Consider the following 26,765-nt stretch of genomic DNA (forward strand, 5'->3'; position numbering starts at 1 on the left):
ATAACGGACTGACGAAAATAATTCAGTTTATCCCAGGGAACCTGAGCCGTATCACCTTGGGCATACTGCGTTACCGTCTCCAGCCAGCCGGGCAAATTACGTTTGCTGTAACGGCGCTTATTAATCCCGGATGTCTCAACTAAAGGGGCCAGATCAGCGACAGATGCCAGCCACAGTGGCTTAAATTGCTGTAATGCTTCTTTTTCCGCCAGCCAGCCCTGCTGCAAATCAAACTGGCTATAATCCGGTTCCTGGATCAGCTCATGGATACTTAAAAAACTGCGGATTGCCGGCAATAACAGATCTGGGGTTTTGAACTGGTGTAACATTTCACCCGCCAATTCATACGGTGCCTGGTAAAATGCATCACGCCAATAATCCAATAACGCCTGACGAATCAGCGGAGCATCATCCGTAGTCAGTTCCTGGTTAAAGAGCGCACCACTTTCAAACGCATGTTGCTTGAGCATCCGTTGGCAAAAACCATGGATAGTAAAGATTGCCGCCTGATCCATTTCAGCTGCCGCCAGTTCAAGCAAGCGGGCTTTATCCTGATGAGCCGATGTGTGTTCAAGCAAGCGAGCCAGTAATGGATCGTCACTTTCCCCCGCCAGGAAGGCTTTCCGGGCTTCCCGGATACGTTGCCGGATCCTGTCCCGCAACTCCTGCGTAGCCGCTTCGGTAAAGGTCACCACCAGAATCTGCTCAACGCCAAGCGGCATCTGATTGCTTGCATTCTCAGGGCTGTTATCAGGGCTGTTTTCAGAGCCAGGCTCAGGGCTGTTTTCAGGGCTATTACCTAAACCCAGCAATAAACGCAGATACAAGGCCGCCAGTGTGTAAGTTTTACCGGTACCGGCACTGGCTTCAATTAAGCACTGGCCATGAATCGGCAGCGTCAGTGGATCAAGCAGCTTAATGGTCATCGTTATCCACTTCCAGATAGTTCATCATTTCACTAAACAGCTGTTCTGAATAAGCGAAAACACCCGGCTCAATCATGCGCCATTCAGGATAAACTCTGCGTACGTAGGGGTTGCTGGCATCCCCCCCCCGATCACTGTCAAAGCGGTTTTGTGCTTCTTTACGCGCTTTTTCTTCATCTTTATCACGCAGACTTAACCACTTCCACGCGGGCTCAGGTATCCAGTTCAGCGGGAAGCGCTGCCCCTCAAGGTAGATGTTGATCAGCTTGCTTAACTCAGCATGCGCCAATTCAGCAGTCATGGGTGTAAAGCTGAACTGCTCGCTCAAGCCTCGATAGGTAGTGCGCTCACTGTAGCCAGCAGCGCAGCTGGCCAGATGTTGCACCCAGGTCATAAAACGATGCCTTCCTGATACTTTGGAGACATCATATTTCAACACCCCGATATCGTAGATATCATTCACCCAGCCTTGTAGTTCCAGAGAATCCGGCAGATTAAAGCGTAAATTAATCTCGCGCCGACGCGGTTCACCCACCATCAATGGCTGCATTTTTTCGTAAAGTTCAGCAATATCATGAGTTCGCTTAGACAATTCCACATCGCCGGCTTTACCCACGGGTAAGATACCCGACTGGCGAATAAAGTGAGCAGTTGCCTGCAAACCATCGCCGCGAAGTGCCGATTGCAATAGTTTCCTGCGTAACTGGTAATCGATTAACGGCGCTAAACTAAAAGGCTCTTCATCAGATAACACCAATTCATCATCACGAAAGAAGATCTGCATGCGCTTCTGGAAAAAGTACTGAATCGGGTGCCGATAAAAAGCGATCAAATCATCCAGCTCTAACAAGGGGTTTTCAATTTTCTGTAATTTACCCTTAATAAAAGAGGCTGATGTCAGCGTCGACAGATCCGTTGGGATCATCCAGCGATTGTTATAACTAAACAGGCGCGGCGACGTTTGATCGAAGTAGCCGGGGCTATAAGCGGTTAACGGGTGCTCCAGTAAAAGATGCTCAAACAGGCTTTCAGGCGCTTGCCCCTCAATCCGATACGCCTGATCGCAGTACTCCAGCACTTCGCTGACCAGAACCGAGGGCACACGCTTTGCATTATCCGCAATCGATCGTCCAACATAACTGATATACAAGGTATCACGCGCCGAGAGCAACGCTTCAAGAAACAGGTAGCGATCATCATCACGCCGAGACCTGTCCCCTTTGCGCGGATGATCCACCATCAGATCAAACCCCATTGGCGGGATAGAGCGAGGATAGTCACTATCATTCATACCCAGCAGACAGACCACACTAAAGGGAATGGCCCGCATCGGCATGAGTGTGCAAAAGTTGATCTGTCCCGACAAGAAGCGCTGTGATGAGCGCTGGCTGGATAACTGCTCATGCAAATAATCCTGCACGATAGCGACATCAATATCTTTTTCAAAAGCCACTTCCTGAAAGGTTTCACGCAATGACTCCAGCGCCCGATAGATAAGTTCAAGCGCTTCATGGTCACGCTCATCCGGCAGATACATCGCCTCTATCATCTGCTGAATCAATGCAATCCAGCCGGTCAACGACTGAGCACCCGAAAACTGTGTGCGTAACTGCTGCAACTGCTGTAAAAAAGCGGATAACTGGCCTAATGCCGCCGACGCCAGGCCGCCTACACCATCGTAAGGCGAGATATCATTCCAGACGGCATCTGTCGTGCCAATGGCATAACCGCTAAACAACCTGTCCATGCCAAAGCGCCAGCTATTTTGCTCAAAACCTACACTGCCGCTATCAATACGTGACGTTTGATCCAGCCCCCAATGAATACCCGTTTCGTTGATCCACTGGCGGATATTTTCAAACGCCTCCTGCTCCAGCTCAAAGCGCTTTAAGGTCGCAGGTAGTTCCAGTAGCTCAATCACTTGTGAAACACTGAAACGACTTTTACTTAAGGATATTAACTGCAGGAAACTGCTTAACAGCGGTATTTCCTGCTCGGCTGATCTGTCAGAAATAGAATAAGGCAGATAATGCGCGGCAGCGGCATTGCCAAATACCGCATCAATATACGGCGCATAACGGGCCACATCCGGCATCATGACAATGATATCCCTCGGCTTTAAATCAGCTTTATCACTGAACATTGCCAACAGCTGATCCTGCAAGATCTCCACTTCACGTAACGCACTATGTGCTGAATGCAACTGAATACTCTGATCAGTATCCGCGAAGGTGATTACCGGGTCGCCGGGATTGATACCCGCGTGCGGCTCATTTCCACGATTAGTCAGCTCCAGCATGTCAGACTGTAATGCGCTCAGCAGTGTGTCATACCGGGCATCATTAAAAAGTGCGACTTCCGGTAGCTCCATCTGCTGGATCAGGTGCAGATAATCCCGCCCCAACTTTCCCATTGATGCCAATAAAGGATGGCCGGTTTGATAAGTTTCATCAGCATCCTGCCCTTTAGAAAGCCAGATACGATTCAGACGCGCCAGATAACCCGGATCGACGATATCGCCCCAGTAATGCCGACAGGGGTTCGCCAACATCAGATGTACTTCTACTTTTTGCCCTAATGCACCCAGTGCTTCGATATAGTTCTGCGGTAATGCAGAAATACCAAACACAAAGATCCGCCGTGGCACACCCGCCAATATGGTTTTGCTCTCTGAAAGTGCTTTGATAAAGGTGTCATACATATTGGCACGATGCCAATGCGGAAGTTCTCGGTTGTGCGTGTCTTCAACGATCGCCCGCCATAATGCTGGCTGCCAACGCTGATCTGCTTCTGAAGCAGGCTGATCATCACCCTGCTCCCACGCAGCAATCCAGTCGGGCCGATAAACAAGATACTGATCAAACAGATCGGCGACCCGCTCACACAGATGGTAGAGCCGCAGAGGGTCATCATCTTCCTGAAGATACTGTCGCAGCACACTAAACAGATCACTGTCGAGGTACTGTGGAAGAATCCGCATCAACACCCAGGTCATTGAGGCTTTGTTATAGGCGGAACGTTCCGGCACATCATCCAGTGCCGCAACAAAGACTTTCCACAAAAAACTGGCGGGTAAAGGAAACTCTATATTAGCAGCGATACCCAAACGTTCGGCAAGCTCCAATTTCAGCCACTGAGCCATACCCGGGCTCTGAACTAAAATCTGCTCTGCAACAAAAGGATCAGATTGCGGGTCCTGCCTGATCATCTCCACCAATACATCGCGCAACGTATCCAGCGCGTTAGAATGATAAACCCTTAGCATGATCCGATCCTTTGATGCCTGATGCCTGATGCCTGATACTGGTTAATCTGTCTGGGCTGCCTGGACTGGCGGTAAGCTGTCTGTTTCAGGCGGGCTTACCCGCTTATCTACAAACACAAACCCCTCCTCGACACTCCAGACATCTTTCCCCTGTTCAACCCTGATAACGCCGCTGAAACGCTTACCCAAATAGGTTACTGCCTCTTCCAGTGTATCGATGTCGCACAACATCACACCGCCTCGGTCATCTTCCGTAGAAAACAGAAAACTCTTCATGTTATCCCCTGATTTTCAGCATGACGGCGCCTGTTATATAAGCGCTATCACTATTATTTAGCAGGTATTCAGCATGTGGCTTCACACACATAAATTTATTCATGCATCTTACTGGAACTCAATTACAGCAGCCATTGATAAATAATTGTTTTATGTGAGAATATGGCTTTTTTAAGCTGTCAGAATTGACGCAGGACCCCCTTATGCAACACTCATTGGCGACACTCACAACACTGGTTCAGGAGATTTCGGGTGCTGAAAATGCCATGAGTGCAATGCAAACTATTGTGGCGCGTCTTAGTCAGCTAATGGATGTACCGGTCTGCAGTCTGTACCTCAAGTCCCCGTCACGCTCCAAATTAATTCTGGCAGCCACTCAGGGGCTATCTGAATCATCGGTAGGCAAAATAAAATTAAATCTTAATGAGGGGCTTGTCGGCGTTATTGCATCAACAAAGCACCCTCTGAACCTTGCAGATGCTCCAACACATGATCAGTTTGTCTTTTTTCCCCAAGCGCATGAAGCGCCCTACCGTCAATTTATGGGTGTCCCTCTTATCCACTTACGTCAGTTGATTGGGGTCATTGTTGTTCAGGGAACAACCAAAAAGGAGTTCTCACAAGAAGCAGAAGCCTTCCTCGTCACCATTGCATCGCAACTGGCAGCCACACTCTATAATATTCAGAGATCAGGCGAGTGGATCCCAACCCGCCGTCCCGCTAAGCTGTATAAACGCTTCAACGGCATCGTCAGCTCATCCGGCATCGGCATTGGTGACCTCACCCATATCAACACGCATATTGATCTGCTCCAGGTTCCTGAAAAAATAAGCGGATCACCCAAGGATGAACAGAACCTTTTTGAAGCCGCCTTGCAAAAAGTCAGCGACGATCTGGAGCATGGCGCAAACCGTATAAAAAAAGACCTGCCTGAAGATATTGTTTCTCTCTTTTCAGTCTATCGGATGATGCTACAGAGCCCGGAACTTCGCGATGGTACAATGCGAGAAATCCAGCTCGGCAACAGCGCTATGTGGTCGGTTCGCAAAACCGCACTTGAGCTCGCTACTGTTTTCGAAATGGCCGATGACCCCTATATGAAAGCACGCGGAGAAGATGTTCGCAATATCGCGATCAAGCTAATGATGCAGATGGCCAAACGTGAACGCTCGACCTCACCTGACAGCCTTACACCTATTATTTTAGCCGGCGATCTGATCAGTATTGCCGATCTATCTGAGTACAGCTCAACTCAAATTAAAGGTATTATCTGCAGCTCTGGTTCAGCCTTATCGCATACGTCCATTGTTGCCAATGCACTCGGGTTGCCCGCCGTAATGGGCGTCGCTGACCTCGATATTAAACGCTACGCCGGTCAACTTGTAGTCATTGACGGGAACCGTGGCGAAGTGGTCATTTCTCCTCCCAAACAGATGGTTAAAGAGTACCGCCAACTCGAGAAAAGTGATCAGCAATTCAACCAGGAGCTAGCCAAATACAGAGACCTGCCAGCCGTTACCCTGGATGGTTTCCATGTAACACTGCATACTAATACCGGTCTGCTGGCCGATGTATCCCCCGGTTTACGTAATGGTGCAGAAGGCATAGGTTTATACCGCTCTGAAATTCCTTTTATGGTGCATGACAGCTTCCCCACTGAAGAGGAGCAATACTTAACTTATAAAGAAGTTATTGATGCTTATAGCCCTCGCCCTGTTTCCATGAGAACACTGGATATTGGCGGAGACAAACAACTCCCCTATTTCGAATTCAAGGAAGAAAACCCCTACCTGGGCTGGAGAGGCATTCGTTTTACACTGGATAATACGGCGCTTCAGGTTACGCAGATCCGTGCGATGTTACGGGCGGCTCATGGGCGCGACAATTTACAGATTCTGATCCCCATGGTCAGTCGTATCGACGAAGTCAAAGCCATTAAAGAGCTGATCCAGCAGTCTTTGGTAGAACTTAACAAGGAAGGAAAACAGGTCAGCAAACCTAAATTAGGTATTATGATAGAAGTACCCTCTGCCATGCTTCTGTTAGACAAAATCGCACCCTATATTGATTTTGTCTCAATCGGTTCAAACGATCTGACCCAATACCTATTAGCAGTAGATCGTAACAACCCCAAAGTTTCGCGGTTATTTGACAACCTGAATCCAGCTGTTTTAGTTGCTCTGCAAATGATTAAAAGCAAATGTACTGAGTTGAATTTATCGGTGTCCTTATGCGGAGAAATGGCAGCAGACCCTGCCTCGGTCCTTTTATTAATTGCCATGGGATTTGATCGCCTCAGCCTCAGCGCACATAAGATCCCTAAAATTAAATGGATCATTCGCCAACTGAAAAGAGAAGATCTGTTAAAACTTCTTACCAAAGCAAATGCGGCTGAAGATGAAGCAGAGGTTCGAAAAGTGCTTTCAAAGAAAATCAAAGAACTTGGGCTATAGGACAAGATAATCTCTGAAAACATGACCGCTAGACTATATTTTAAAATTTTCCAGTAAAATAAAAAATAAAATCACGCTAAAGCCATCTATTCCTAGAAGGGGTTACTCTTTTTCTTTAAGATGTTTTAAAAATCAAACTGCAACCAGGTAGTATCGTGCAGCCAAAAACAGCTATACCCACTGATAATATCTATAAATTCTATGCTTTATCGGGACTTGTTTCGACTATCGTTTTAGTCGTTCTTTTTTTTCAGCTAAATGAAGAATATAACCGCAGGGTTTTCGATCGTTACCTGCAAACATCAGCGCTTCAGGGAATTATAACACCGACTCTGGAGCAGAAAGTGACACTACATGTGTTAGAGCGTCAGTCTGACTTAGATGCTTCCAACAAACAGTTTTATTCTATCTCGCTTGGTGTATTCATTAGCTGGAGTTTAATAGCCATGATAACCGGATTCTGGCAATGGCATACCAAAATCCAGCCTATACATACTGAAATTTGTCGTCATCAACTGATAAAGCTAAAGCACGAAATTGTTCGCTTAAAAAGAAACCTGTAACGCCAGCAAACTGTCGAACTTAACACTGGCCTACTGCCAACAAGCCCGACAGTCTGCTAGCGAACCATTTCAACTGCTTGCTGCATTTTTTTTGAAAACACCGCAATAATCAACATAGCCCACACAAGCACCGGTATCATAAGAACGTTCATGGTTTCCCAACCCATGCTGACTTCAAGCCAGCCAGAACTGAGGGCTGATAATGTCACCATACCAAACACCAGAAACTCATTAGTTGCCTGAGTTTTTGCACGTTCCTGATGGGTATATGCCCCAGTCACCATACTCGTCGCACTGATAAACATAAAGTTCCAGCCCAGCCCTAATAAGAACAGAGCGCTCCAGAAATGCCATTCAGACTGACCATTCAGGTTAATAAAGATACAAAGCAGCATAACTAACCCGCCCAACATCATCATACAAACAGAACCAAACCTTTGTATCAAACGCCCGGTAAAAAACGAAGGCAAAAACATACCCAGCACATGCCATTCGATGACCCAAGCCATCTGAGGAAAGGAAAAACCACACCGCGCCATCGCCAATGGTGTAGCCGTCATGAGTAAGTTCATGACGGTATAGCTGGCCATTGCAGCGACAACGGCGACAATAAACACTGGCTGCATAACAATTTCAAATAACGGACGCGACGGCCCTTTCTCTGCTTCTGCATTGACTGGCCGGGGAATAGAGACGCCGCTCAGCAACAAAAGCGCCAGACTATATAAACCCATTAACCCGACAAATGATCCTACAAACTCTTGCGATGAGATCCAATCACGGCTTTCAACTGCCAGCGCAGGCCCCATAATGGCGGCCAGCACCCCACCTAACATAACCATCGAAATTGCACGATTTTTTTGTTCAGGCCGACATGCCTCAACAGCAGCAAAACGATATAAGGTGCCAAAACCAATACCCACACCCAATAATGTAGTTCCCACACAAAAAATGAAAAAATTCTGATATAACAGCGCAACCGCAGAGATAACAGCCCCCATAATACCGAGCGAATTACCCAGATAAAAACCATTGCGTCGGCCAATCCGCTGCATGATGAGAGAAGCCGGAATGGTTGCCAACATTAACCCGATAAACTGCATGGCGATAGGTAATGTGATCAGTGCATCAGACGGCGATAACGATTGACCAATCAAGCCATTAACCGATATTAAAAGCACATTACCTGTTCCGAGCAAAGCCTGACACAATGATAATAATACGACGCTCCGGTTCATGCGCTTTCCCTGATTAAATATAAGCCGGTGGGGCAGTATGACAATTGAAGCGCATATCAGCAATTGATGATATACCTAAATTCAACAACCGACTGTTGCTAAAATTGTATACAGAAGATCAGGGATTATACCCCCGGCAACGAGACCTAAGCTGAACGCATGCATGCTTCTCTGATCCATGCAGAGGTCACATAAGCTAACAACCCATTTAACCTTATAAAATTTTTCTCACTGCGCAAAAGCTCTGGAATAGAAAATATTGACGGCTACAGTGACAGGGGTACAGCCTTAAACGCTATCCAGCTTCACATACCGGATATCGTACTTTCGTCGATGCACTTACCTGATATGACAGGTACTGATCTTTGCTGTAAACCGATCTGATATGACATTTTCAATAATATGATTACACAGCTGGTACTCAATCATGACACCTTGTAACTCATTCGGGATTCATTTTCACTTTATTAGCACATAAAAACGCCCGTTTATCCGGGCGTTTTAGCATATCTTTTACCACATTACAGAAGGTGAAGCGCTACTCTTCCAGCAACCTTTCAGGGTTAAACCCCATAATCAGCCCCCCCCAGTGCTGTCCGTTAATATATAACGGAATCGAAAGATCATTTAACACTTCGCCTGTGTCACGGATGAAGGTTTGCAACAGGAAGGGTTGTGTGTGTGCTGCCCTGCGTTTCTCCGCGCGGTTAGCCGAAAAAATACGACGATGACGGCTCTTGACATTATCCACCGCAAAGTCGCCCGTTAACCCAGCAGACACTTTAAGGTGATGTGCCGGAGCATAACCATTTTTATCGACAGCAATTGCATAAATAAACTCCGGACGTTCACTGACAAAGCTATCAAATAAAGGACGAAGCACAGATTCATAAGCCGAGACATAACTGACATCGTACTTTTCGGGCAACTGCCCTTCATTGGTACGCTTGTAGTTACTATCAAAAATATTATGTCCATTTTCAGATAAGGAGCTAATGGCGCCTGCCGTCTGATCCGCCCATTTCCGGCCCGTCTGAATCATACTTTCAAAGCCACCGTAGCCAATATTGAATCGTGACAACAACTCCTGCGTTTCTTCTGTTGCCAGCTCTAATTGACCGGAGTAAGTCTCAGACTCATCCATTTCATGTTTGATTTCATGCGCGATACTCGTAATTTCTGTTACGTGCTGATGCGACTGCTTATTGGTGTAGGACAATTCATCGATGGAAGCACTAATGCCCGATAACTCTTGATTCACCAACTCAAAGTCATCCACCAAACGAATAAACTGTGTATTGGTATTCTCTATAAAGCCCTCTGTGTTCTGGACATACTGCTGTATATCCTGAGCACTGATACGCGTATATTCAACCAGCTTTCCCATTTCACCAATGTTCTTATCGATCTCCTGAGTAGCCAGATTGACTTTCTGCGACAGACTGCGAACCTCATCGGCGACAACAGCAAACCCTCTGCCCGCATCTCCGGCTCTGGCAGCTTCGATAGACGCATTCAGTGCTAACAAATTGGTTTGTTCTGAAAACTCCTGAACCATTGTCAGAATATGAGTGATATTCAGTGAGTTTTCACTGAGTTTTTTCACGGTTTCCTGAAAGCTGTTCACCAAATCGCGAATAGAGCGTACCTGTTCTAATACCTTCATTAATTCATTTCCGGAAGTGCGCACCTCCTCCAAATTTGAATTATTATGCTCGTTCAACATCAGAGTGCTGGCCGCTACTTCATCAATCGCCAACGTAGCTTCCTCGCTCGACTGGAACACTAAGTGTGCTTGCTCCTCCTGCCGGGTAGCTGACGCCGATGCCTGAGATAAAACCTTTTGTAAGCGTGTTGCACTTAAAGCAACGCTGACACTTCGGCAACGTGACTCAGAAATCATTTTCTTTAAGCTACCGGAGAATTGATTATAACTACGCGCCATCTCAGAGATTTCGTCGTAGGTATATTCAGGCAGGGTGGCGGAAATATCGCCATCATTTTCTTTTATCTGCTGTAAAACATGGGTAATTTCATTGATCGGCCGCAAGAACAGCACGCGCATAAAGAAGATACTGAATACCGCAAGAGCCAATGCGATAACAATGCAGAAAACACTCGTTCGCCACAAGTCATGCAGCATGACGAGTAATTGATCAGAGGCATGGGGCTCTAAATTAAGGGCTGAAATCAGTTGGGTAATTTGACCTGAAAAGTAATGATTCACAAGCAGAAGCAGCACAAAGGGAACCAGTAGAAAAACCACATTCCCGACAATTTTTTTCGTTAATGAATTAAAAAATACCCGCTCAATTGTTTTATACAACGCCATGCCATTCTCATTTTTATAAAGTTATTAGGCCAGATTCAAAATTAACACTTCAGGACAGTGTAGCAGCGCTTACAATAACCACTAAATTGAAACATGCATTTTAATGCCGAACGCCCATAGTTTTACTTCTTCAGGCTGTATCAGATCAGGCCCGGCCTGATAACTTTCTCAGACGCTCTGACATTAATACCTCACTCATACCTCACCGCCATTGTAGCCATACACCTCTTTCTTTGAAGTAATGCCGCCACGTGGGAGTATCTGTGCAAAAAAGTGCCACCTTTCGCCAAAAAGCGGCCGAATGATTAAACTCCTGCAGATGACAAAGCTCATGGATAATGACGTAATCAATCGCCTCAGGATCCGCCATCATTAAACGCCAGTTCAGACCTATATCCCCTTTCGCAGAACATCGCCCCCACATGCTTTCATAATTACCGATGTCAACCCGGTTAGGCTTCAGGCCTACAACGTTTGATAATTCCAGCGTGCGAGGAATCAGGTAGTCTTTAGCCTGCTCTGCCAGCCAGGACTGCAACAAGCTATCCGCCACACTTTCAGGCGATCGACTAATGCGACGATTCAAATTCATGTCAATTGATTCATGGCAGAGAGCAACAGCACTGCGCTCAGCACTGTGACGTATATTCAAGGGGACATCCCGCCCCTTTAGCAGAACAGTACGTGTTTCATAAGGGTTGATCTGATAGTTTTTCTGCCGCGTTAACTGCGCCGCCATATGCTCTTCAATCCATGAGCGGCGCTGCTCAATAAACTGCTGAACCCATTCTTCCGGGGTTCCGACAGGTGTACGTATAGTTAATTCGCCATGCTTCACTTCAAGTGAGACAGTTTTTCGACGTCGACTTTGAACAACCACAGGGGCAACCCACACGCCATTGCATTGAATCGAATATTTACCCAGCTTTTTTTTCAATTCCTTTTCAACTCTTATTTCAACCTTTGCTTCAACTCTTGTTTCAACTCTTGTTTCAACCTTTGCTTCAACTCTTGTTTCAACCCATTACCAGACTCTTGTTTCAATTCGTTTTCCAACGCCAGCCTGTTTAACGCCTTTCCCGATGATACCTTGCTTTCCAAGTCGTTTAATTTTGTTCATAAGCTGTTGACTCAAACGATGATAAAGCCGGCTGGTTTCTTCTGCCTGAGCAGACACATCGGCATAGCGTAAACCCTGATACAAAGCGCTCCAGGCATCGAGCTCTGGTCCAATCTCAGGCAAGGTTTCTGCTAAACGTACACTATACATTTGAACTGTTTCACCTGAAGCGCGTTTAAGTTCAACGGATACCTTAGCCAATAGATCAGAAATAGCCACGACCTCCTTATCCAGCGGATGCATCCAGCGAGTCTGTACTTTTAACAGCCACCAGAAAACGAACATCAATACACAACCTACGGGTATAAACAGCAGCAATAGCACTTTCAAAACACTAATTTGACCAAACCAATCCTGTAACAGATTATTCTGCTGCTGATGGTAGCCAAGTATCCAACGATGCCAATTATAATTAAGCGCATCATAACGCAGACTCAGTGTTTTCACCCATGCTAAGTTTTGCTGCAGACGAAACGCCATCAAAGAGCTATCTGCCATAAATTCAGGTGATGACGAAAATAACTGATCAAACGGTTGAATGACTCTTTCGGGAGCCACGGCAGTCGTTGGATCCAGTCTTACCCAGCCTTTTCCATCCAACCAGGCTTCTACCCAGGCATGCGCTTCATATTGGCGTATCAACAGGTACTCTTCATAGGCATTCCACTCTCCTCCCAAGTAACCACCCACCACCCGTGAAGGTATACCTGCCAACCTGAGGGCATAGGCCGTTGCATTTGCAAAGTGCTCACAGAAGCCTTCACGCGTACTGAATAAAAATTCATCAATGCGATTACCCTGAAGTTTTTGTGGTGATAACGTATAGGTAAAATGCTGGTTATAACTCTTAAACAATGCTGCAATTTTCTCTTCAGCGGATAAACCTTTTTCCTGCCACTGCCTGACCATCTCTCTGGTTTGAGGATTGCCTGCTGCAGGCACAGCCAGATAACGAGACCGATTCACTAATGGATGTCCATCATACTGTTTAACCAGGAGCGAACTGGCGGTATAACTTATTCTTTGAGAAACAGCAGCGCTTGCTTTAAAAGTGCCATCACTATAACGCTGCACAGTAGAAGCGCTGGAAGCCAATGGATAATCTAAAGCAAATAACCATCTAGAAGCAGATGGCTCCGCTATAACCTGATATTCAACCAGGTCCTCATCAGACACACCCTGATGCATCTCTTGTTTCGTTACTTCAGCAATAGACCAACCCTGACCGTCAAAATCCGTAAATGTCATGACACGCCAATAGCGCTGCTCGGGCGCCGGAGGTTTGTTGTCGGTAAAGCTAACACGAAATGCAACACTATCTGAGCGAGTTAAGCGGCTGATATCTCCGGGCTGCATCCGATCAGACAGCCCCGTTTTTGCGGTGGATTTCTGATATTGGACACTCCACAGCGGCCCGATACGTGGAAAGATTAAAAACAGAATCAGCATTAAAGGAATGGATTGAAGCAACATAAACAGGCTTTTTTTAACCGGCAAAAACAACCATGCTTGCGTGTTGCCCTGATGCATCATCAGTAAAGCGCAAACAATACTCAGCAATGACACACCACCATAAACAGCACTGGGCATTGACTGATTAAACAAAAAACCAACTGCCGCTATAAAGCAGGCAACAAGCACTAAAACCCAGCCATCACGCTGTTTTTTTAGCTCCATAGACTTTAACAGTGCGCCTGCGATCAATAAGGACGACAGCCCATCTAAGCCTTTACTCTGCGAAGAAAAAACAAGCACCCCAAGAATGACAGCGATGACGACTAACCCTTTTCCCCATGGCGGGATCATATAGCGATGCCGTTCTAACGTCAGCCAGACCCAGAACAGTAGACACCCTCCGGTCGCCGCCAACCACAGCGGCACATACATCAGCTGAGGCGCACTGACTATAATCAGCATAATAAGCAGCCATTTCTTAGCCCCTGAGGTTAACTCCCCTGAAGTTTGATTAATCACTTCTGCCATCTTCAGCCCCCCTCGCCATAGAGAGCCAGCTGCGTTAATACGTTTTTTTTATGCTCAATCCCGGTTGCAGGGGCTATCTGCTTACCCGGTAACCGCAAACCAAATCGTGAACCACTCTGTGAAAAAACCAGTGCCCAGTAACACAACCGTGATAGCCGCGCCTCCACTGACAATTCAGGCCAGCTATCCCAGTCCAGCCACAGTTCATTTCCCGCATAACCCTGATGCTCTTTAACCTGTAACCCGTGCCCTTTGGCATAGACTTTCCAGGCAATGCTGCTTTTTGTAGCGCCGGGGTAATATGACTTTAATTCCTGAAACTCATCATCCCCCCGGGCACCGACTGCATGCTTATGCTGTTCAGCACCTCTTAACGCCTCTATCTCACCACCGGCAACCGGCTTTGGGTAAACCAACACAGACTGTTCAAAACGCAACCAACTCCAGGCTCGGAATAAACCCAATGGATACAAGCTACCGATGTACAACAGATCCGCCTGCTGCCATCCCCGCTGTAAACACAGCGATGGGATCTCGACATTAACAGGACGATTAGCGACAAGGTCCAGCGTCGTACACTCCGCCTTGTCAAACCCAAGACCCAACTGAAACAGCGCACGATCAGTATTCAACTGATAACGGAAACACGCTTCATCTCCAACAAACACAGGCTCTGTTAACAATCCCCTGGTTTCTAATCCGGACAAATTGGCATAGGTATGTAAAATAGCGGTGATAAACAGGGACAGTAAAGTAAAGCAGACAGCATAAGCGAGGTTGTTCTGATAATTAACAGCCAATAGCAAAATCAACAGCACAACCAGCAAATACGCACTCCCGGCTAGCGTCGGTAATATATAGATACGCTTTTGCGTTAATCTGATAACCGCTTGTCCGGGATAACGATTAACCAACCACGCCTGTATCCGGCCACGAAGAGACCGTCTATTCGCCATGCTCAACTCAGTACATCCACCTTAGCCAATATGGCCCGGGTCGGATCAGCCTCATGCTGATGGTCGTTTCTGATCAGCAGACGATGCTCTACAACAGAACTGAAAACCTGCTGTACATCATCGGGGGTAAGGAAATCACGACCTGACATATACGCCCACGCCTTAGCCGCCTGGATTAATGCCAGCGCTCCGCGGGGCGACAGCCCTAAAATAACCTCTTCACTACTGCGGCTAAACTGCGCTAATCGTTGGATATAATCTAATACAGGATCGGACACAGCCACCTGCTGGCACGCCGTTTGAATTTCCTGCAGCATTTTACTATCGATACAAACAGGCAGCTCTTCAATATCGCTTCGGGTATCACCATGCTTCAACAATTTTTTTTCTGTATCGGCGTCAGGGTAACCCAGAGAAATTTTCATTAAAAATCGATCCAATTGTGACTCAGGTAACGGGAAAGTACCAAACTGGCTCGTTGGGTTTTGCGTGGCAAGTACAAAAAAGGGTGAGGGTAATTGACGCGTAACCCCTTCAGATGACACCTGTCCTTCCTCCATCGCTTCCAGCAGTGCACTCTGCGTTTTCGGTGTCGAGCGGTTAATTTCATCCGCTAATAACAACTGAGTAAAAACCGGTCCGGGATGATAAACAAAACTGCTGGTTTGCTGATTGAATACAGCCCCTCCGAGGATATCAGCCGGTAACATATCACTGGTAAACTGGACTCGCCGGTATTCCAACCCAAACACATGCGCCAAGGTATGCGCCAATGTTGTTTTCCCCATGCCGGGTAAATCTTCAATCAACAGATGGCCACGCGCTAACATACAGGCAACCGCCAGCCTGACAACAGCCTCCTTACCTAAAACAACAGAAGATACCGTATCAACTAACTGATCGATCCTGTTTCGCATAAGCACTCCGTTTTGAGTATAAAATAACGGGGCTCATGCCCACTAAAGCCCCTTTTCACTATCAGTGTAGCGACAGAACTGAAAAATGAGACAAAAAAAAGCAGCCGAAGCTGCGTTTTTATAAGAACCGCTTAGTGGTGATGACCACCTTCACCGTGTACATGACCGTGAGAAAGTTCTTCCTCAGAGGCTGGTCGCACTTCCACGACCTCAACCGCAAAGGTCAGAGTCTGGCCTGCCAGCGGGTGATTACCATCTAATGTGATACCGTCTTCTTCAACATTCATAACAGTGACTGGCTGCTCTCCCCAAGGGGCTTGTGCCATAAACTGCATACCGACATGAATATCTTCAACACCCTCAAAGTTCTCATGATTCACTTTCTGTACTAATTCATCACGTAAAGGACCATATGCCTGTTCAGGCTCCACCGTCACTTCCAGCTTATCACCCACCTGCTTACCCACCAGCGCATTTTCCAGACCAGGAATAATATTACTTGCACCGCTTAAGTATGCCAGAGGCTCTTGCCCCTCAGATGAATCCAAGACTTCACCCTGGCTATTAGTCAAAGTGTAATGAATAGTAACGGCTGAATTTTCAGCAATCTGCATGAGAAACTCCCAAAATAAAAAATGAATATTACCGGAGGCTTTGAATATGTCGTCAGATCGCCAACAAACCCAAAGAACCCTCACAGAAATCAGGCGTCATCCTACCCCGCATGTAGCAAAACTTCCAGCCTGTTGCTAACACTGCCAAAAATAGTGAATAGATATTCAATAAATAGGAATTATTCCTATCTTTTTATGTCGAAGATGTAAGTACAATAATCTGCATAGAATCAATAATATGGAGTAACACTTGTTATGGATAACATCTGCCCCGATTGCCAAACGCTACTGACAAGTAAACATAAAGCATCTCACACGCTTTTATCTCTGATAAGCACGCTACCCAACAGCCAGCTATACAAGTGCACTGCATGTCACGCCTACTTGCATTGCTATGACCGTCAGTGGGAAGTATTAATTGAAGGTTACTACAGCAAAATGTCCGATCTAGTGAATTCATCTCAGCCTACACTAGCTGCCGTTTAACCCACATACACCCACAATCATTTTATAAACGGTTAAGATCGCATCTGCTTTCAGACGCGATCTTCCCCTCGGCTTTAGTAAGCTTATACTTGCTTACATTCAAAAAAACGTTTGAATACCTGAATCGTATTGATCAAATCATTCGTGCCCGCTAACTCCCTGATAGAGTGCATTGCTAATTGCGGTACACCTATATCAAGGGTACGTACGCCTATTTCTGCTGACGTAATGGGTCCGATAGTACTACCACAGGCCATATCCGAGCGCACAACAAACTCCTGTACCGCAACGTTATCCAGTGCTGCCAACATCCTGAATTGCGAGCTGGTAATGTCAGTCGTCGCATAACGCTGATTTGAATTGAGCTTAATAACCGGCCCTTTATTAAGAATAGGACCATGATTAGCATCGTGCTTATCGGCAAAATTGGGATGTATAGCGTGTGCGTTGTCTGCCGATATCATCATGGAATTCGCCAGCATACGGTTTCTACTTTCCGCTTCTGGCTGTATACGTTCAAACAAATGATCCAGCATAGGCCCCTGAGCGCCCGCCGCACTCATGCTTCCGACCTCTTCATGGTCGGTACACACCAACAAAACGCCTTCTTCTGAGTCAGATTGCAGCAAAGCCTCCATCCCCATAAAGCAGCTAAGCAGGTTATCCAAACGAGCCGACGCCAGAAACTCCTGCTCCAGCCCTATCAAAGCAGCAGACTGGGTATCATATAGAGACAGCTCATAATCAAGCACGTTAACCACTGTCTCACCTGACACCAGCAACTGATCCCGCAAAAGAGCACGGAAGTCCGGCTTCTCATCCACTTGCCCCAGCACCGGCGGCAGAAAAGTTTGCGCATTAATCGCACGCCCATTATTTGCTTCGCGATCAAGATGAATTGCCAAACTGGGAATCACAGCAACTGGCGTCTCAAAATTCACCAATGCACTACTTAGCTCGCCTGCCTCATTGACAAAACTAACACGACCAGCAATCGATAAATCCCGATCAAACCAAGGGGCCAGCAAGGCTCCACCATAGACCTCTACGCCTAACTGAAAATATCCGTGTTTATGCAGTTCAGGATTAGGCTTCACACGCAGACAAGGGGAGTCGGTATGCGCGCCGACCATACGTAAGCCCGACTCAGATAATAAGCGTTTTGCCGGCATTTGCCATGCAACAAGCGCAGAATCATTGCGCGTAATGACATATCGTCCCGCCTCTCTTAATACCCAGGTGTCTTTTTCATTGAGGGCTTCAAAGCCATCCTCAAGCAAGCGGGCTTTCATCTGCTGTACTGCATGAAAGGGTGTTGGCGAAGCATTAAGGAACTCAATTAAGCCCTTCAATGTACTATTTTTGTTATTCATTTTCTGTCCCTTTATTTTCCTGAACTTCAAGCAACTCTACTTTAAAAATCAATGTTGAATTAGCGGGTATTTCATTAGATGGGCTGGTAGCGCCGTAGGCCAGTTTCGCGGGTATATACAAGATCCACTCATCCCCGACTTTCATTTTCAACAAAGCTTCCTGCCAACCTTTAATCACTCTTTTAAGCGGAAAGGTGGAAGGTTTACCGCGTTGATAAGAGCTATCAAAAACTCCGCCATCAACACGCGTCCCTTCGTAATTAACAACAACTGAGTGCTGATAAGTCGGATGGACACCCGTACCACTTTTCAGAATCTGATATTGCAAGCCAGAAGGCAATTCAACAACACCGTCACGTTGTGCATTTTCTGCTAAAAATGTGATACCTGCTTCGCTGGTTTCATCGTTAAGTGCTTTTTCCATCAATTGTTGACGAAAAGCCTCCTTTTCAGGATCCTCACCACAACCGCCTAACAACAAACCGGAAATAAGCAGCAGGGGGATAAATAATAATTTCATCTTTAACCTTACGTCAGTAAATTGAATAAAACTCTTTAAATGGAACTCACTATCAGAGGGCTGAGGCTCCTTATCAGAGCGCTGAAGCTCCTTATTGGAGCGCTGAATCTCTTATCAGAGCGCTGAAGCTCCTCAACAGAGAACATAAACCTGCCCAGAGCGCATAATTAAAGGGTTGAATTAAAGCATTGATTTTACATTAGACAGGCCGATAGCTACACTCAGAATAAATGATTAAGGGAACAATAGATTACTATTCCTGTCATAACTTCATCGAATTAAAGAATATAGAATGGATAATATGTTGAAAGGTTTACGCACTCCCCTTCGCAACTCATTGGGCAACGCCCTTCGCAGTTCGCTTGCTGTATGCTTCCTGGTGCCTGCTATTGCACTAGCATCAGTCGATATTACTCCATTACATCCTGAAACGGTCCATCAGCAAACTATAAAGGATATTATCGGTTCCCTTAATGCTGGCCATTATAACAAGATTAATGTTGATGACTCGCTTTCCAGCGATTTACTCGACAAGTATCTTGAGGAACTTGATCCATCCAAAAGTTACTTTTACAAATCAGACATTGCTGAATTTGACGCCTACCGCTACGAATTGGATGACGCTATTCTCAACGGCAATCTGGACGTTGCCTACGCTATCTTTAATCGCCAGCAACAACGCATCATTGAGCGGCTCAACTGGACGCTCGACCGCCTGAATAATGAACAGGCTTTCAACTTTTCGCTGGATGAAACACTTAATACAGACCGGGAAAAAGATGATTGGATCGGCTCACAAAGTGAAATGAATGATCTGTGGCGCAAACGTATCAAAAGCGCCATTTTAAACCTTACTTTAGCTGACAAATCTGAGCAGGAAGCCCGAAGCACCCTGATCAAGCGCTACACAAGTCAGCTTAATCGTCTCTCGCAAAATAAAAGCGAAGATGTATTTCAGCGCTTCGCCAATGTTTTCACTAAACATTTTGACCCACACACTTCTTACTTTTCACCTCGCAACTCAGAAAACTTCAAAATCAACATGAGTCTTTCACTTGAAGGGATCGGAGCCGTGCTACAAAGTGAGAATGAGTTCACTAAAATTGTCCGCTTAGTCCCCGCAGGCCCTGCAGATAAAACAGGACAGCTTAAGCCCGCCGATCTGATTGTCGGCGTCGGCCAGGGAGAGACAGGCGAAATAGAAGATGTTGTTGGCTGGCGCCTGGATGATGTTGTTGATCTTATTCGAGGCCCTAAAGACTCGGTCGTCCGGCTTGAAATCATTCCTTCAGACAGCGAGGATAAAGCGAGCCGTAAAACAATTTCAATTAAGCGTAATACCGTAGAACTGGAAGAACAAGCGGCACAAAAACGCATCCTGAATGTTAAGCATAACGATAAAGACTATAAATTAGGCGTTATCGACATCCCGGCCTTTTATATCGACTTTGCCGCCTTACAACGCGGTGATAAAAACTATAAAAGCACAACACGTGATGTAGAAAACCTGATTAGTGAGCTACAAACCGAAAAAATCGACGGTCTGATTATCGATCTGAGAAATAATGGCGGCGGCTCACTGCGTGAAGCCAATGAACTGGTAGGCCTCTTCATTGATCGCGGCCCGACCGTACAGATAAGAGACCCGAATGGGCGTGTAGATATCCTTGGGGATTTTAATCCTAAAATTGCCTACAACGGCCCCATGGCAGTCGTCGTCAACCGTTTAAGTGCTTCCGCATCAGAAATTTTTGCCGGTGCTATACAGGATTACCAACGCGGCATCATTGTCGGCAACCAGACGTTTGGCAAAGGGACGGTACAAACCCTGCAATCACTGGATCATGGCCAGATAAAACTCACTCACGCCAAGTTTTACCGTATTTCAGGCGAAAGCACACAGCACAAAGGCGTTATTCCTGATATCACTTTTCCTGAGACTTATGACACCAGCGAAATCGGTGAAAGCGCACTGGATGGCGCCCTTCCCTGGGATCAGGTAAAAGAAGCACGACACGGCATCTTTAAAGGGATAGATTCTTTTAAGGCTGAACTGGAAAAACGTCATAACCTACGTACCGACAACCAGCCTGATTTCAACTTTTTACGCGCCCAGATCAACCGACAAACAGAAGTGAAGGATGACACTACCTTCCCGCTGAATGAGACTAAATTGCTGGCCAAGCGTGATCTTGCCGATAAATGGCAGATCGATGCTGAAAACAAGCGTCGCCTCGCCAAAGGGCAGGCACCGATTGCTAAAATCACCGACCTTGATGATCTTTTAGAGAAAGATGATAAGGGCCGACCCATTTCTCCCGAATCAGAAGCTATACTGGAAGAAAGTGCTCAAATCCTATTGGATATGGTTGACCTGACAAAACAACTATTGACCACTTATAACCCAAAATAAATAGCGGCTGACGATACATGTTACCAATGGCTCGTAACAAAAAGATCATCTTATTCGCCATGATAATACCGCTGATTCTCACTGGTCTGGGAATCGGTGGTTATATTCTCTATCAACGTATTGATTCCCAGCAGGTAAAAAACAGCAAAGAACTGGAACGCTTTGGGTACGAGATGGTCGGCAGTTCCCGCAGTACAGAAACTGCCGACGATTTAGGCGTAAGCCAGCTATCGTCCACCTTTGATCAGGATAAACTAACGCCGACGCAAAAAATCATATACGGCCTTAACCGTGATAAAGATGGATTACTCACTGAAAACAAAACCTTACAAGCGCAGATACAACAACTGCAAGCACAGGTCACAGAACTGACTGAATACAAACAACTCAACGAACATTTCGCACCCCAACAACTCAAAGACGAACTCCGTTCAGTAGAACACCAACTAAAAGCCTACCTGATCCGTAGTGCCGATGCAGAACGTTTCAGCACGATACAAATAGAAATCATGTCGGCCGCAGGCGCTGCCGAGTATAAAGCGTTCATCACGCGTAACCGACTCATGCTATCTGAAGACAAAAAACAGAGCCTCATCAGCAATTACCTACCCGCTTACGCCTTTTGCGTTGGCGATGGCGTAGAAATTGCCGCTAATTCGCGTAGCGAAGAGCGCAAACTGGCTAACTTTTTCCGCACCGAAGACACCAATTCTCTGACCGAAGCACTTTTTCAGGATTTATCATCCGTTTTAACACCCTGCCAGCTCTCTATACGTGAAAAACTGGATAACGATAAAGTATAAAACTGAATACCCTCTACCTAGACCGCTTCGCATACTGTATAATATGGCCTCTAATTTCTCTAATGTGTGACGGCTAGCCAGCAATACAATTGCACATTAAATAATCTGACCCTGTAAGCTGGCATTACAGGTTACGTGCCGGATTTTTTCTATCCCCGGCCAATTAATAGGACACTTTCATGAGCGAAAGCTTTGCAGAACTGTTTGAAGAATCCCTTCTAAATGTAGACATGAAACCAGGTACGCTTGTTATCGGTGAAGTTATCGATATCGACAGCGACTGGGTTACTGTTAACGCTGGTCTTAAATCTGAAGCGGTTATTCCTCGCGTACAGTTCTTAAACGACGCTAACGAGCTGGAAATTAAAATCGGCGATAGCGTTAAAGTTTCTCTGGAAGCAGTAGAAGATGGTTTTGGTGAAACAAAACTTTCTCGCGAAAAAGCTAAGCGCGCTGAAGCTTGGGAAGTACTTGAAGCTAAATTTGAAGCTGAAGAAACTGTTACTGGTGTTATCAACGGTAAAGTTAAAGGCGGATTCACTGTTAGCATCAACAACATCCAGGGCTTCCTGCCTGGTTCACTGGTAGATGTTCGCCCTGTTCGCGATGTTGATCATCTTGAAGGCAAAGAACTCGAATTCAAACTGATCAAACTGGACCAGAAGCGCAACAACGTTGTTGTTTCTCGCCGTGCCGTTCTTCAAGAAGCCAACAGCGCTCAGCGTGATGAAATCCTGGCTGCTCTGGAAGAAGGACAAGTTGCTAAAGGTTTCGTTAAGAACCTGACCAACTACGGTGCGTTCATTGATCTGGGTGGTGTTGACGGTCTTCTGCATATCACAGATATGGCTTGGAAGCGTATTTCTCACCCAAGTGAAATGCTCAACCCAGGTGACGAGATCTCAGTTAAGATCATTAAATTCGACAAAGAAACAGGTCGTATTTCTCTAGGCCTGAAACAGCTGTCTGAAGATCCGTGGGAAGCTATCAAAAACCGTTACCCTGCTGGAACTAAGTGCAACGCACGTATCACTAACCTGACAGATTACGGCTGCTTCGCTTCTATCGAAGATGGCGTAGAAGGTCTGGTTCACGTTTCTGAAATGTCTTGGACTAACAAAAACATCCACCCATCTAAAGTTGTTCAGATCGGTGAAGCTGTTGAAGTTATGATTCTGGATGTTGATGAAGAGCGTCGTCGTATTTCTCTGGGTATCAAACAGTGCACAGTTAACCCATGGGTTGCTTTCGCTGAGCAGTACGCTACCAACGATAAAGTATCTGGTCAGATCAAAACGATCACTGACTTCGGTATCTTTGTTGGCCTGGAAAACGACCTTGACGGTCTGGTTCACATGTCCGACATCAGCTGGGAAGGCGATGCTGAAGCAGCGCTGCGTCAGTTCAAGAAAGGCGACGAAGTTGAAGCCGTTATCCTGTCTATTGATGCAGAGAAAGAGCGTATCTCTCTGGGCATCAAGCAACTAGACAGCGATCCTTTTGCTGAGTATGCAGCAGCAAATGACAAAAACACCATCGTTAAAGGCATCGTTAAATCGGTAGATGCTAAAGGCGCTGTTGTTGAGTTGGCTGAAGGCATCGAAGGTACATTGAAAGTTTCTGAAATCAGCACAGACCGTGTTGATGATGCAACGACTGTACTGAAAGTTGGTGACGAAGTTGAAGCGAAGATCATCAACATTGATCGTCGTAGCCGCGCAATCGTTCTGTCTGTGAAAGCTAAAGACCAGGCTGACGAGAAAGCTGCTATCGCTGCTGTTCGCACACAAGAAGTTGAAACGGCTGGTCCTACCACTATCGGTGATCTGATCAAGGCGCAAATGGCTAACAAAAACAACTAATCAGTTGTTTTAAAGCTACAAAAAAGGAGCACTCAGTGCTCCTTTTTTTATACCCTATTTCTACTCTTAAACCCCTCTTTACTCCCTCTTGCTATCTACTTCAGCAGCATCAGCAGATGCTTTCACAGAAAAGTAAATGTCGCTTAATCTTCCAACAATACATAATCGATAAACTGATCTTCACTGATTTCGTTATCTTTTACTTCATAAATATGCAGCACCGAAGCACCGGCATCAATCACCGAGTTTTCTTTACCTGAAATCAAAGGATGCCATTCTGGCAGCTCTTTTCCTTCATGAATCAACCGATAAGCACAGGTCGGCGGTAACCAGTGAAAGCTCTCAACATCTTCCGGACGCAACTTTACACAGCTTGGAACTAACTGGCTGCGTTTCTCATACTGAGTACAGCGGCAATTATCGAAATCCAGTAAATTGCAAACAACCGTCGTATAGAAAACCTCTTCAGTATCTTCATCTTCAATTTTATGCAAACAGCAGAGCGCGCAACCATCGCATAATGACTCCCACTCAGGCGCAGTCATTTCAGTTAACGACTTGGTTCGCCAAAATACTTCCTGTGCCACTAGCGGACACCTGTTTCTGGGCGGTTAGGATACAAGTCCAGCATATAGTCTTCTTTTGGCGGCGGCATCTGTAGATAAAAGCCTTTCTCCTTAATCCCTTGCAGCATTTTTTCGACATCAACACGCGCCAGCTTGCGCCCCGGCCTGACCGGCATATCCATTAAATGCGAAGGTTTTCCAAACATTTCTACCAACGCATCAGGTACACGCTTTAACAAATCTTTTTTATCAACATAAAGATACATTTCATCTTTACGCGGGCTTTTATAAATTGAACAAATTATCATGCGCTACTAACCATTTTTATCAAACTGTTTAAGCTCAGCCAATAAAGGCAAGCCAATAATTTCACGACGCCAGCCGCTCAACTCATCCGGCAACTGATACTCTTGCCCATCCAACCCCGAACGAATTAATGCCTCAAGATCTTTCTTACGCAACAATATCTCTTGCGCTATACCTAAACGACCGGCTACGTCTCGTGCGATCGCCTTGAGCTTTTTAAGACGTTTATTCCAAAAAACAGGCAACGGGCGATTAATCGGAGTTATCTCTTCGCTATCTCCTCGACTATAAGCATTTTCCAGAATGGCAAGAATGGCTTCACCCTCTTCCCGCACGACTTTATGGCGAATTTCATCAGTCCGACCCAGCTCAACACTATTGCGCGGCCAGCTGTTGATAATAGAGAGTATCGTCTGATTGCGCAGCACCCAGTTGCGCGGCGTATCTCTCAAACGACATTGCTGTTCCCGCCACATGGTGATATCCCGTAGCGCCGCCAGCTTAAAACCGCTCACACCCGACATCTGACTAAAGCGCCGGTAATACTCACGCCCATCAGGATCGTTATCCAGCGCGGTTTGTAATGCCACCTCTGACTCTTCAACAAACCAGGAAAGCCGGTCATGCGACTCGAGCTCTGCTTTTTGCATCAGACAGATAGCCGGAAGATAAGCAACATCCAGCGCAGCATACACCTCTTGTTCAGGGCTCAACGGGCGCTTAAGCCAGTCGGATGTTGTCTCGCCTTTACCTATCTGAATATCCAACGCATGCTCAAGCAAACGCTGCAACCCCATGGTAAAGCCCCAGCCAATAAAAGCGGCCGCCAATTGAGTATCGAAGATCGGGCGGGGCAAGACGCCCAGGGTATGATTAAACAGCTCTAAATCTTCACTGCCGGCATGAATAATTTTTAACACTGCAGGATTTAAAAACACCTGACTCAGCGGCGATAGATCATCAATAGATAAGGGATCAATCAAATAACAGTGTTGATCATCTGCTATTTGAATCAGCCCCGGAATAGGGTAAAAAGTATCGATGCGCTGAAATTCAGTGTCCAACGCAATCATCGGCAATGTCTGCCAACGGGCACAGTATTCAAGCAGCAGTGCGTTGCTTGTAATATGGATCGGCTGCTGGGCCGACGCCTCTAAAACAGCCCAGTCATAGCTATCATCTTTCATTCATTAGCCTCAAAACAGCCGCCGCCCAGCCAATGCATGCGCCAACGTGCCACCATCAACATATTCCAGTTCGCCACCTACCGGCACACCATGAGCAATACGCGTCACCTTAAGTGAAGCACCTTTCAATTGCTCAGCAATATAATGAGCGGTCGCGTCCCCTTCCACTGTCGGATTTGTCGCGACAATAACCTCTTTTATCTCCCCCTGATTGACCCGCTCAATTAGCTGACGGATACCAATATCATCAGGCCCGATACCATCGATAGGAGATAAATGGCCACCCAGCACAAAATAAACACCGGCAAAGCTGTTGGTATGCTCAATAGCCAGCACATCCATAGGCGACTCAAGCACACACAACGAACTCCGGTCACGGCTCTTTGATGCACACAGCTCACAAATCTCTGATTCACTGAGTGTTCTGCACTGCTGACACTGAGAAACCTGCTCTGCAGCCAAGCGAAGCGAGGAAGACAACTCCAGCGCCGCATGACGATCTCTCTCAAGCAGGTGAAATGCCATGCGCTGCGCTGTTTTTGGCCCAACACCGGGCAAGCAACGCAACGCACTAACCAACTGCTGTATTAAAGGACTGAATGACAT

At 46.3% G+C, this 26,765-nt stretch carries 21 protein-coding genes; 5 read left to right on the forward strand and 16 right to left on the reverse strand.

All coding sequences use genetic code 11. The features are described 5' to 3' along the window. The 3 genes from ABY436_RS01490 to ABY436_RS01500 all read right to left on the reverse strand — a co-directional run. Nucleotides 1-926 (reverse strand): UvrD-helicase domain-containing protein (locus tag ABY436_RS01490; RefSeq protein ID WP_372737256.1); only part of this gene is annotated, 926 nt, incomplete at its 3' end. Beyond that, nucleotides 916-4,191, reverse strand: coding sequence for an exodeoxyribonuclease V subunit gamma (gene recC, locus ABY436_RS01495; protein WP_372737257.1), 3,276 nt, complete (start codon nt 4,189-4,191; stop codon nt 916-918). The genes ABY436_RS01490 and recC, both read right to left, overlap by 11 nt. A gap of 42 nt (nt 4,192-4,233) precedes the next feature. Further along, nucleotides 4,234-4,467, reverse strand: coding sequence for a hypothetical protein (locus ABY436_RS01500; protein ID WP_372737258.1), 234 nt, complete (start codon nt 4,465-4,467; stop codon nt 4,234-4,236). Between the two features lie 203 nt (nt 4,468-4,670). Between ABY436_RS01500 and ptsP the strand changes: the two genes are divergently transcribed. Further along, nucleotides 4,671-6,920, forward strand: a complete 2,250-nt coding sequence (ptsP, locus tag ABY436_RS01505) for a phosphoenolpyruvate--protein phosphotransferase (protein ID WP_372737259.1) — start codon at nt 4,671-4,673, stop codon at nt 6,918-6,920. Nucleotides 6,921-7,075: 155 nt separating this feature from the next. Then, nucleotides 7,076-7,483 carry a hypothetical protein gene (locus ABY436_RS01510; RefSeq protein WP_372737260.1) on the forward strand — a complete coding sequence of 136 codons (408 nt, stop codon included), beginning with the start codon at nt 7,076-7,078 and terminating at the stop codon, nt 7,481-7,483. Between the two features lie 56 nt (nt 7,484-7,539). On the opposite strand, the gene ABY436_RS01515 is transcribed toward ABY436_RS01510, so the two are convergent. The 9 genes from ABY436_RS01515 to ABY436_RS01555 form a co-directional block, all read right to left on the reverse strand. After that, nucleotides 7,540-8,721, reverse strand: a complete 1,182-nt coding sequence (locus tag ABY436_RS01515) for an MFS transporter (RefSeq protein ID WP_372737261.1) — start codon at nt 8,719-8,721, stop codon at nt 7,540-7,542. 538 nt (nt 8,722-9,259) lie between these two features. Beyond that, nucleotides 9,260-11,053: a methyl-accepting chemotaxis protein gene (locus ABY436_RS01520; protein ID WP_372737262.1), complete on the reverse strand. Its 1,794-nt coding sequence runs from the start codon at nt 11,051-11,053 to the stop codon at nt 9,260-9,262. A gap of 202 nt (nt 11,054-11,255) precedes the next feature. Continuing rightward, nucleotides 11,256-11,990: a M48 family metallopeptidase gene (locus tag ABY436_RS01525; RefSeq protein ID WP_372737263.1), complete on the reverse strand. Its 735-nt coding sequence runs from the start codon at nt 11,988-11,990 to the stop codon at nt 11,256-11,258. Nucleotides 11,991-12,077: 87 nt separating this feature from the next. Next, entirely contained in the window at nt 12,078-14,156 is a 2,079-nt protein-coding gene (locus ABY436_RS01530) for a transglutaminaseTgpA domain-containing protein (protein WP_372737264.1), read from the reverse strand. Nucleotides 14,157-14,158: 2 nt separating this feature from the next. Next, nucleotides 14,159-15,112 carry a DUF58 domain-containing protein gene (locus ABY436_RS01535; protein WP_372737265.1) on the reverse strand — a complete coding sequence of 318 codons (954 nt, stop codon included), beginning with the start codon at nt 15,110-15,112 and terminating at the stop codon, nt 14,159-14,161. Between the two features lie 2 nt (nt 15,113-15,114). Beyond that, the gene (locus ABY436_RS01540; RefSeq protein ID WP_372737266.1) at nt 15,115-16,029 is read right to left on the reverse strand and encodes an AAA family ATPase; all 915 of its coding nucleotides are present in this window, start codon (nt 16,027-16,029) and stop codon (nt 15,115-15,117) included. A gap of 131 nt (nt 16,030-16,160) precedes the next feature. Next, the gene (locus ABY436_RS01545; RefSeq protein ID WP_372737267.1) at nt 16,161-16,643 is read right to left on the reverse strand and encodes a peptidylprolyl isomerase; all 483 of its coding nucleotides are present in this window, start codon (nt 16,641-16,643) and stop codon (nt 16,161-16,163) included. A gap of 569 nt (nt 16,644-17,212) precedes the next feature. Further along, entirely contained in the window at nt 17,213-18,502 is a 1,290-nt protein-coding gene (locus ABY436_RS01550) for a M18 family aminopeptidase (RefSeq protein WP_372737268.1), read from the reverse strand. Further along, entirely contained in the window at nt 18,495-19,022 is a 528-nt protein-coding gene (locus tag ABY436_RS01555) for an FKBP-type peptidyl-prolyl cis-trans isomerase (protein WP_372737269.1), read from the reverse strand. Before ABY436_RS01555 ends, ABY436_RS01550 begins: the two co-directional genes overlap by 8 nt. A 292-nt stretch (nt 19,023-19,314) precedes the next feature. Between ABY436_RS01555 and ABY436_RS01560 the strand changes: the two genes are divergently transcribed. The 3 genes from ABY436_RS01560 to rpsA all read left to right on the forward strand — a co-directional run bounded on the left by ABY436_RS01560 (nt 19,315) and on the right by rpsA (nt 24,100). Next, on the forward strand, nt 19,315-21,435 hold the full coding sequence (locus tag ABY436_RS01560) for a carboxy terminal-processing peptidase (protein WP_372737270.1): 2,121 nt from the start codon (nt 19,315-19,317) through the stop codon (nt 21,433-21,435). A 17-nt stretch (nt 21,436-21,452) separates the two neighbouring features. Further along, on the forward strand, nt 21,453-22,238 hold the full coding sequence (locus ABY436_RS01565; protein ID WP_372737271.1) for a hypothetical protein: 786 nt from the start codon (nt 21,453-21,455) through the stop codon (nt 22,236-22,238). Between the two features lie 179 nt (nt 22,239-22,417). Then, on the forward strand, nt 22,418-24,100 hold the full coding sequence (rpsA, locus tag ABY436_RS01570) for a 30S ribosomal protein S1 (RefSeq protein WP_372737272.1): 1,683 nt from the start codon (nt 22,418-22,420) through the stop codon (nt 24,098-24,100). A 143-nt stretch (nt 24,101-24,243) separates the two neighbouring features. Here rpsA and ABY436_RS01575 read toward each other — a convergent pair whose 3' ends face one another. Genes ABY436_RS01575 through recR form a run of 4 tightly spaced genes read right to left on the reverse strand, consistent with a single transcriptional unit; the run spans nt 24,244 to nt 26,765 of the window. Then, nucleotides 24,244-24,687 carry a YcgN family cysteine cluster protein gene (locus tag ABY436_RS01575; protein ID WP_090728472.1) on the reverse strand — a complete coding sequence of 148 codons (444 nt, stop codon included), beginning with the start codon at nt 24,685-24,687 and terminating at the stop codon, nt 24,244-24,246. Further along, nucleotides 24,687-24,974 (reverse strand): YcgL domain-containing protein, encoded by a 288-nt coding sequence (locus ABY436_RS01580; protein ID WP_372737273.1) that lies wholly within the window; start codon nt 24,972-24,974, stop codon nt 24,687-24,689. The genes ABY436_RS01575 and ABY436_RS01580 overlap by 1 nt, the downstream gene beginning before the upstream one ends. A gap of 6 nt (nt 24,975-24,980) precedes the next feature. Beyond that, complete coding sequence (rnd, locus tag ABY436_RS01585; protein ID WP_372737274.1) at nt 24,981-26,159, reverse strand: ribonuclease D; 1,179 nt, start codon at nt 26,157-26,159, stop codon at nt 24,981-24,983. Between the two features lie 9 nt (nt 26,160-26,168). Continuing rightward, entirely contained in the window at nt 26,169-26,765 is a 597-nt protein-coding gene (recR, locus tag ABY436_RS01590; protein ID WP_372737275.1) for a recombination mediator RecR, read from the reverse strand.

The sequence above is a fragment of the Neptunomonas sp. genome (assembly GCF_041601355.1).
GTDB lineage: Bacteria > Pseudomonadota > Gammaproteobacteria > Pseudomonadales > Balneatricaceae > Neptunomonas.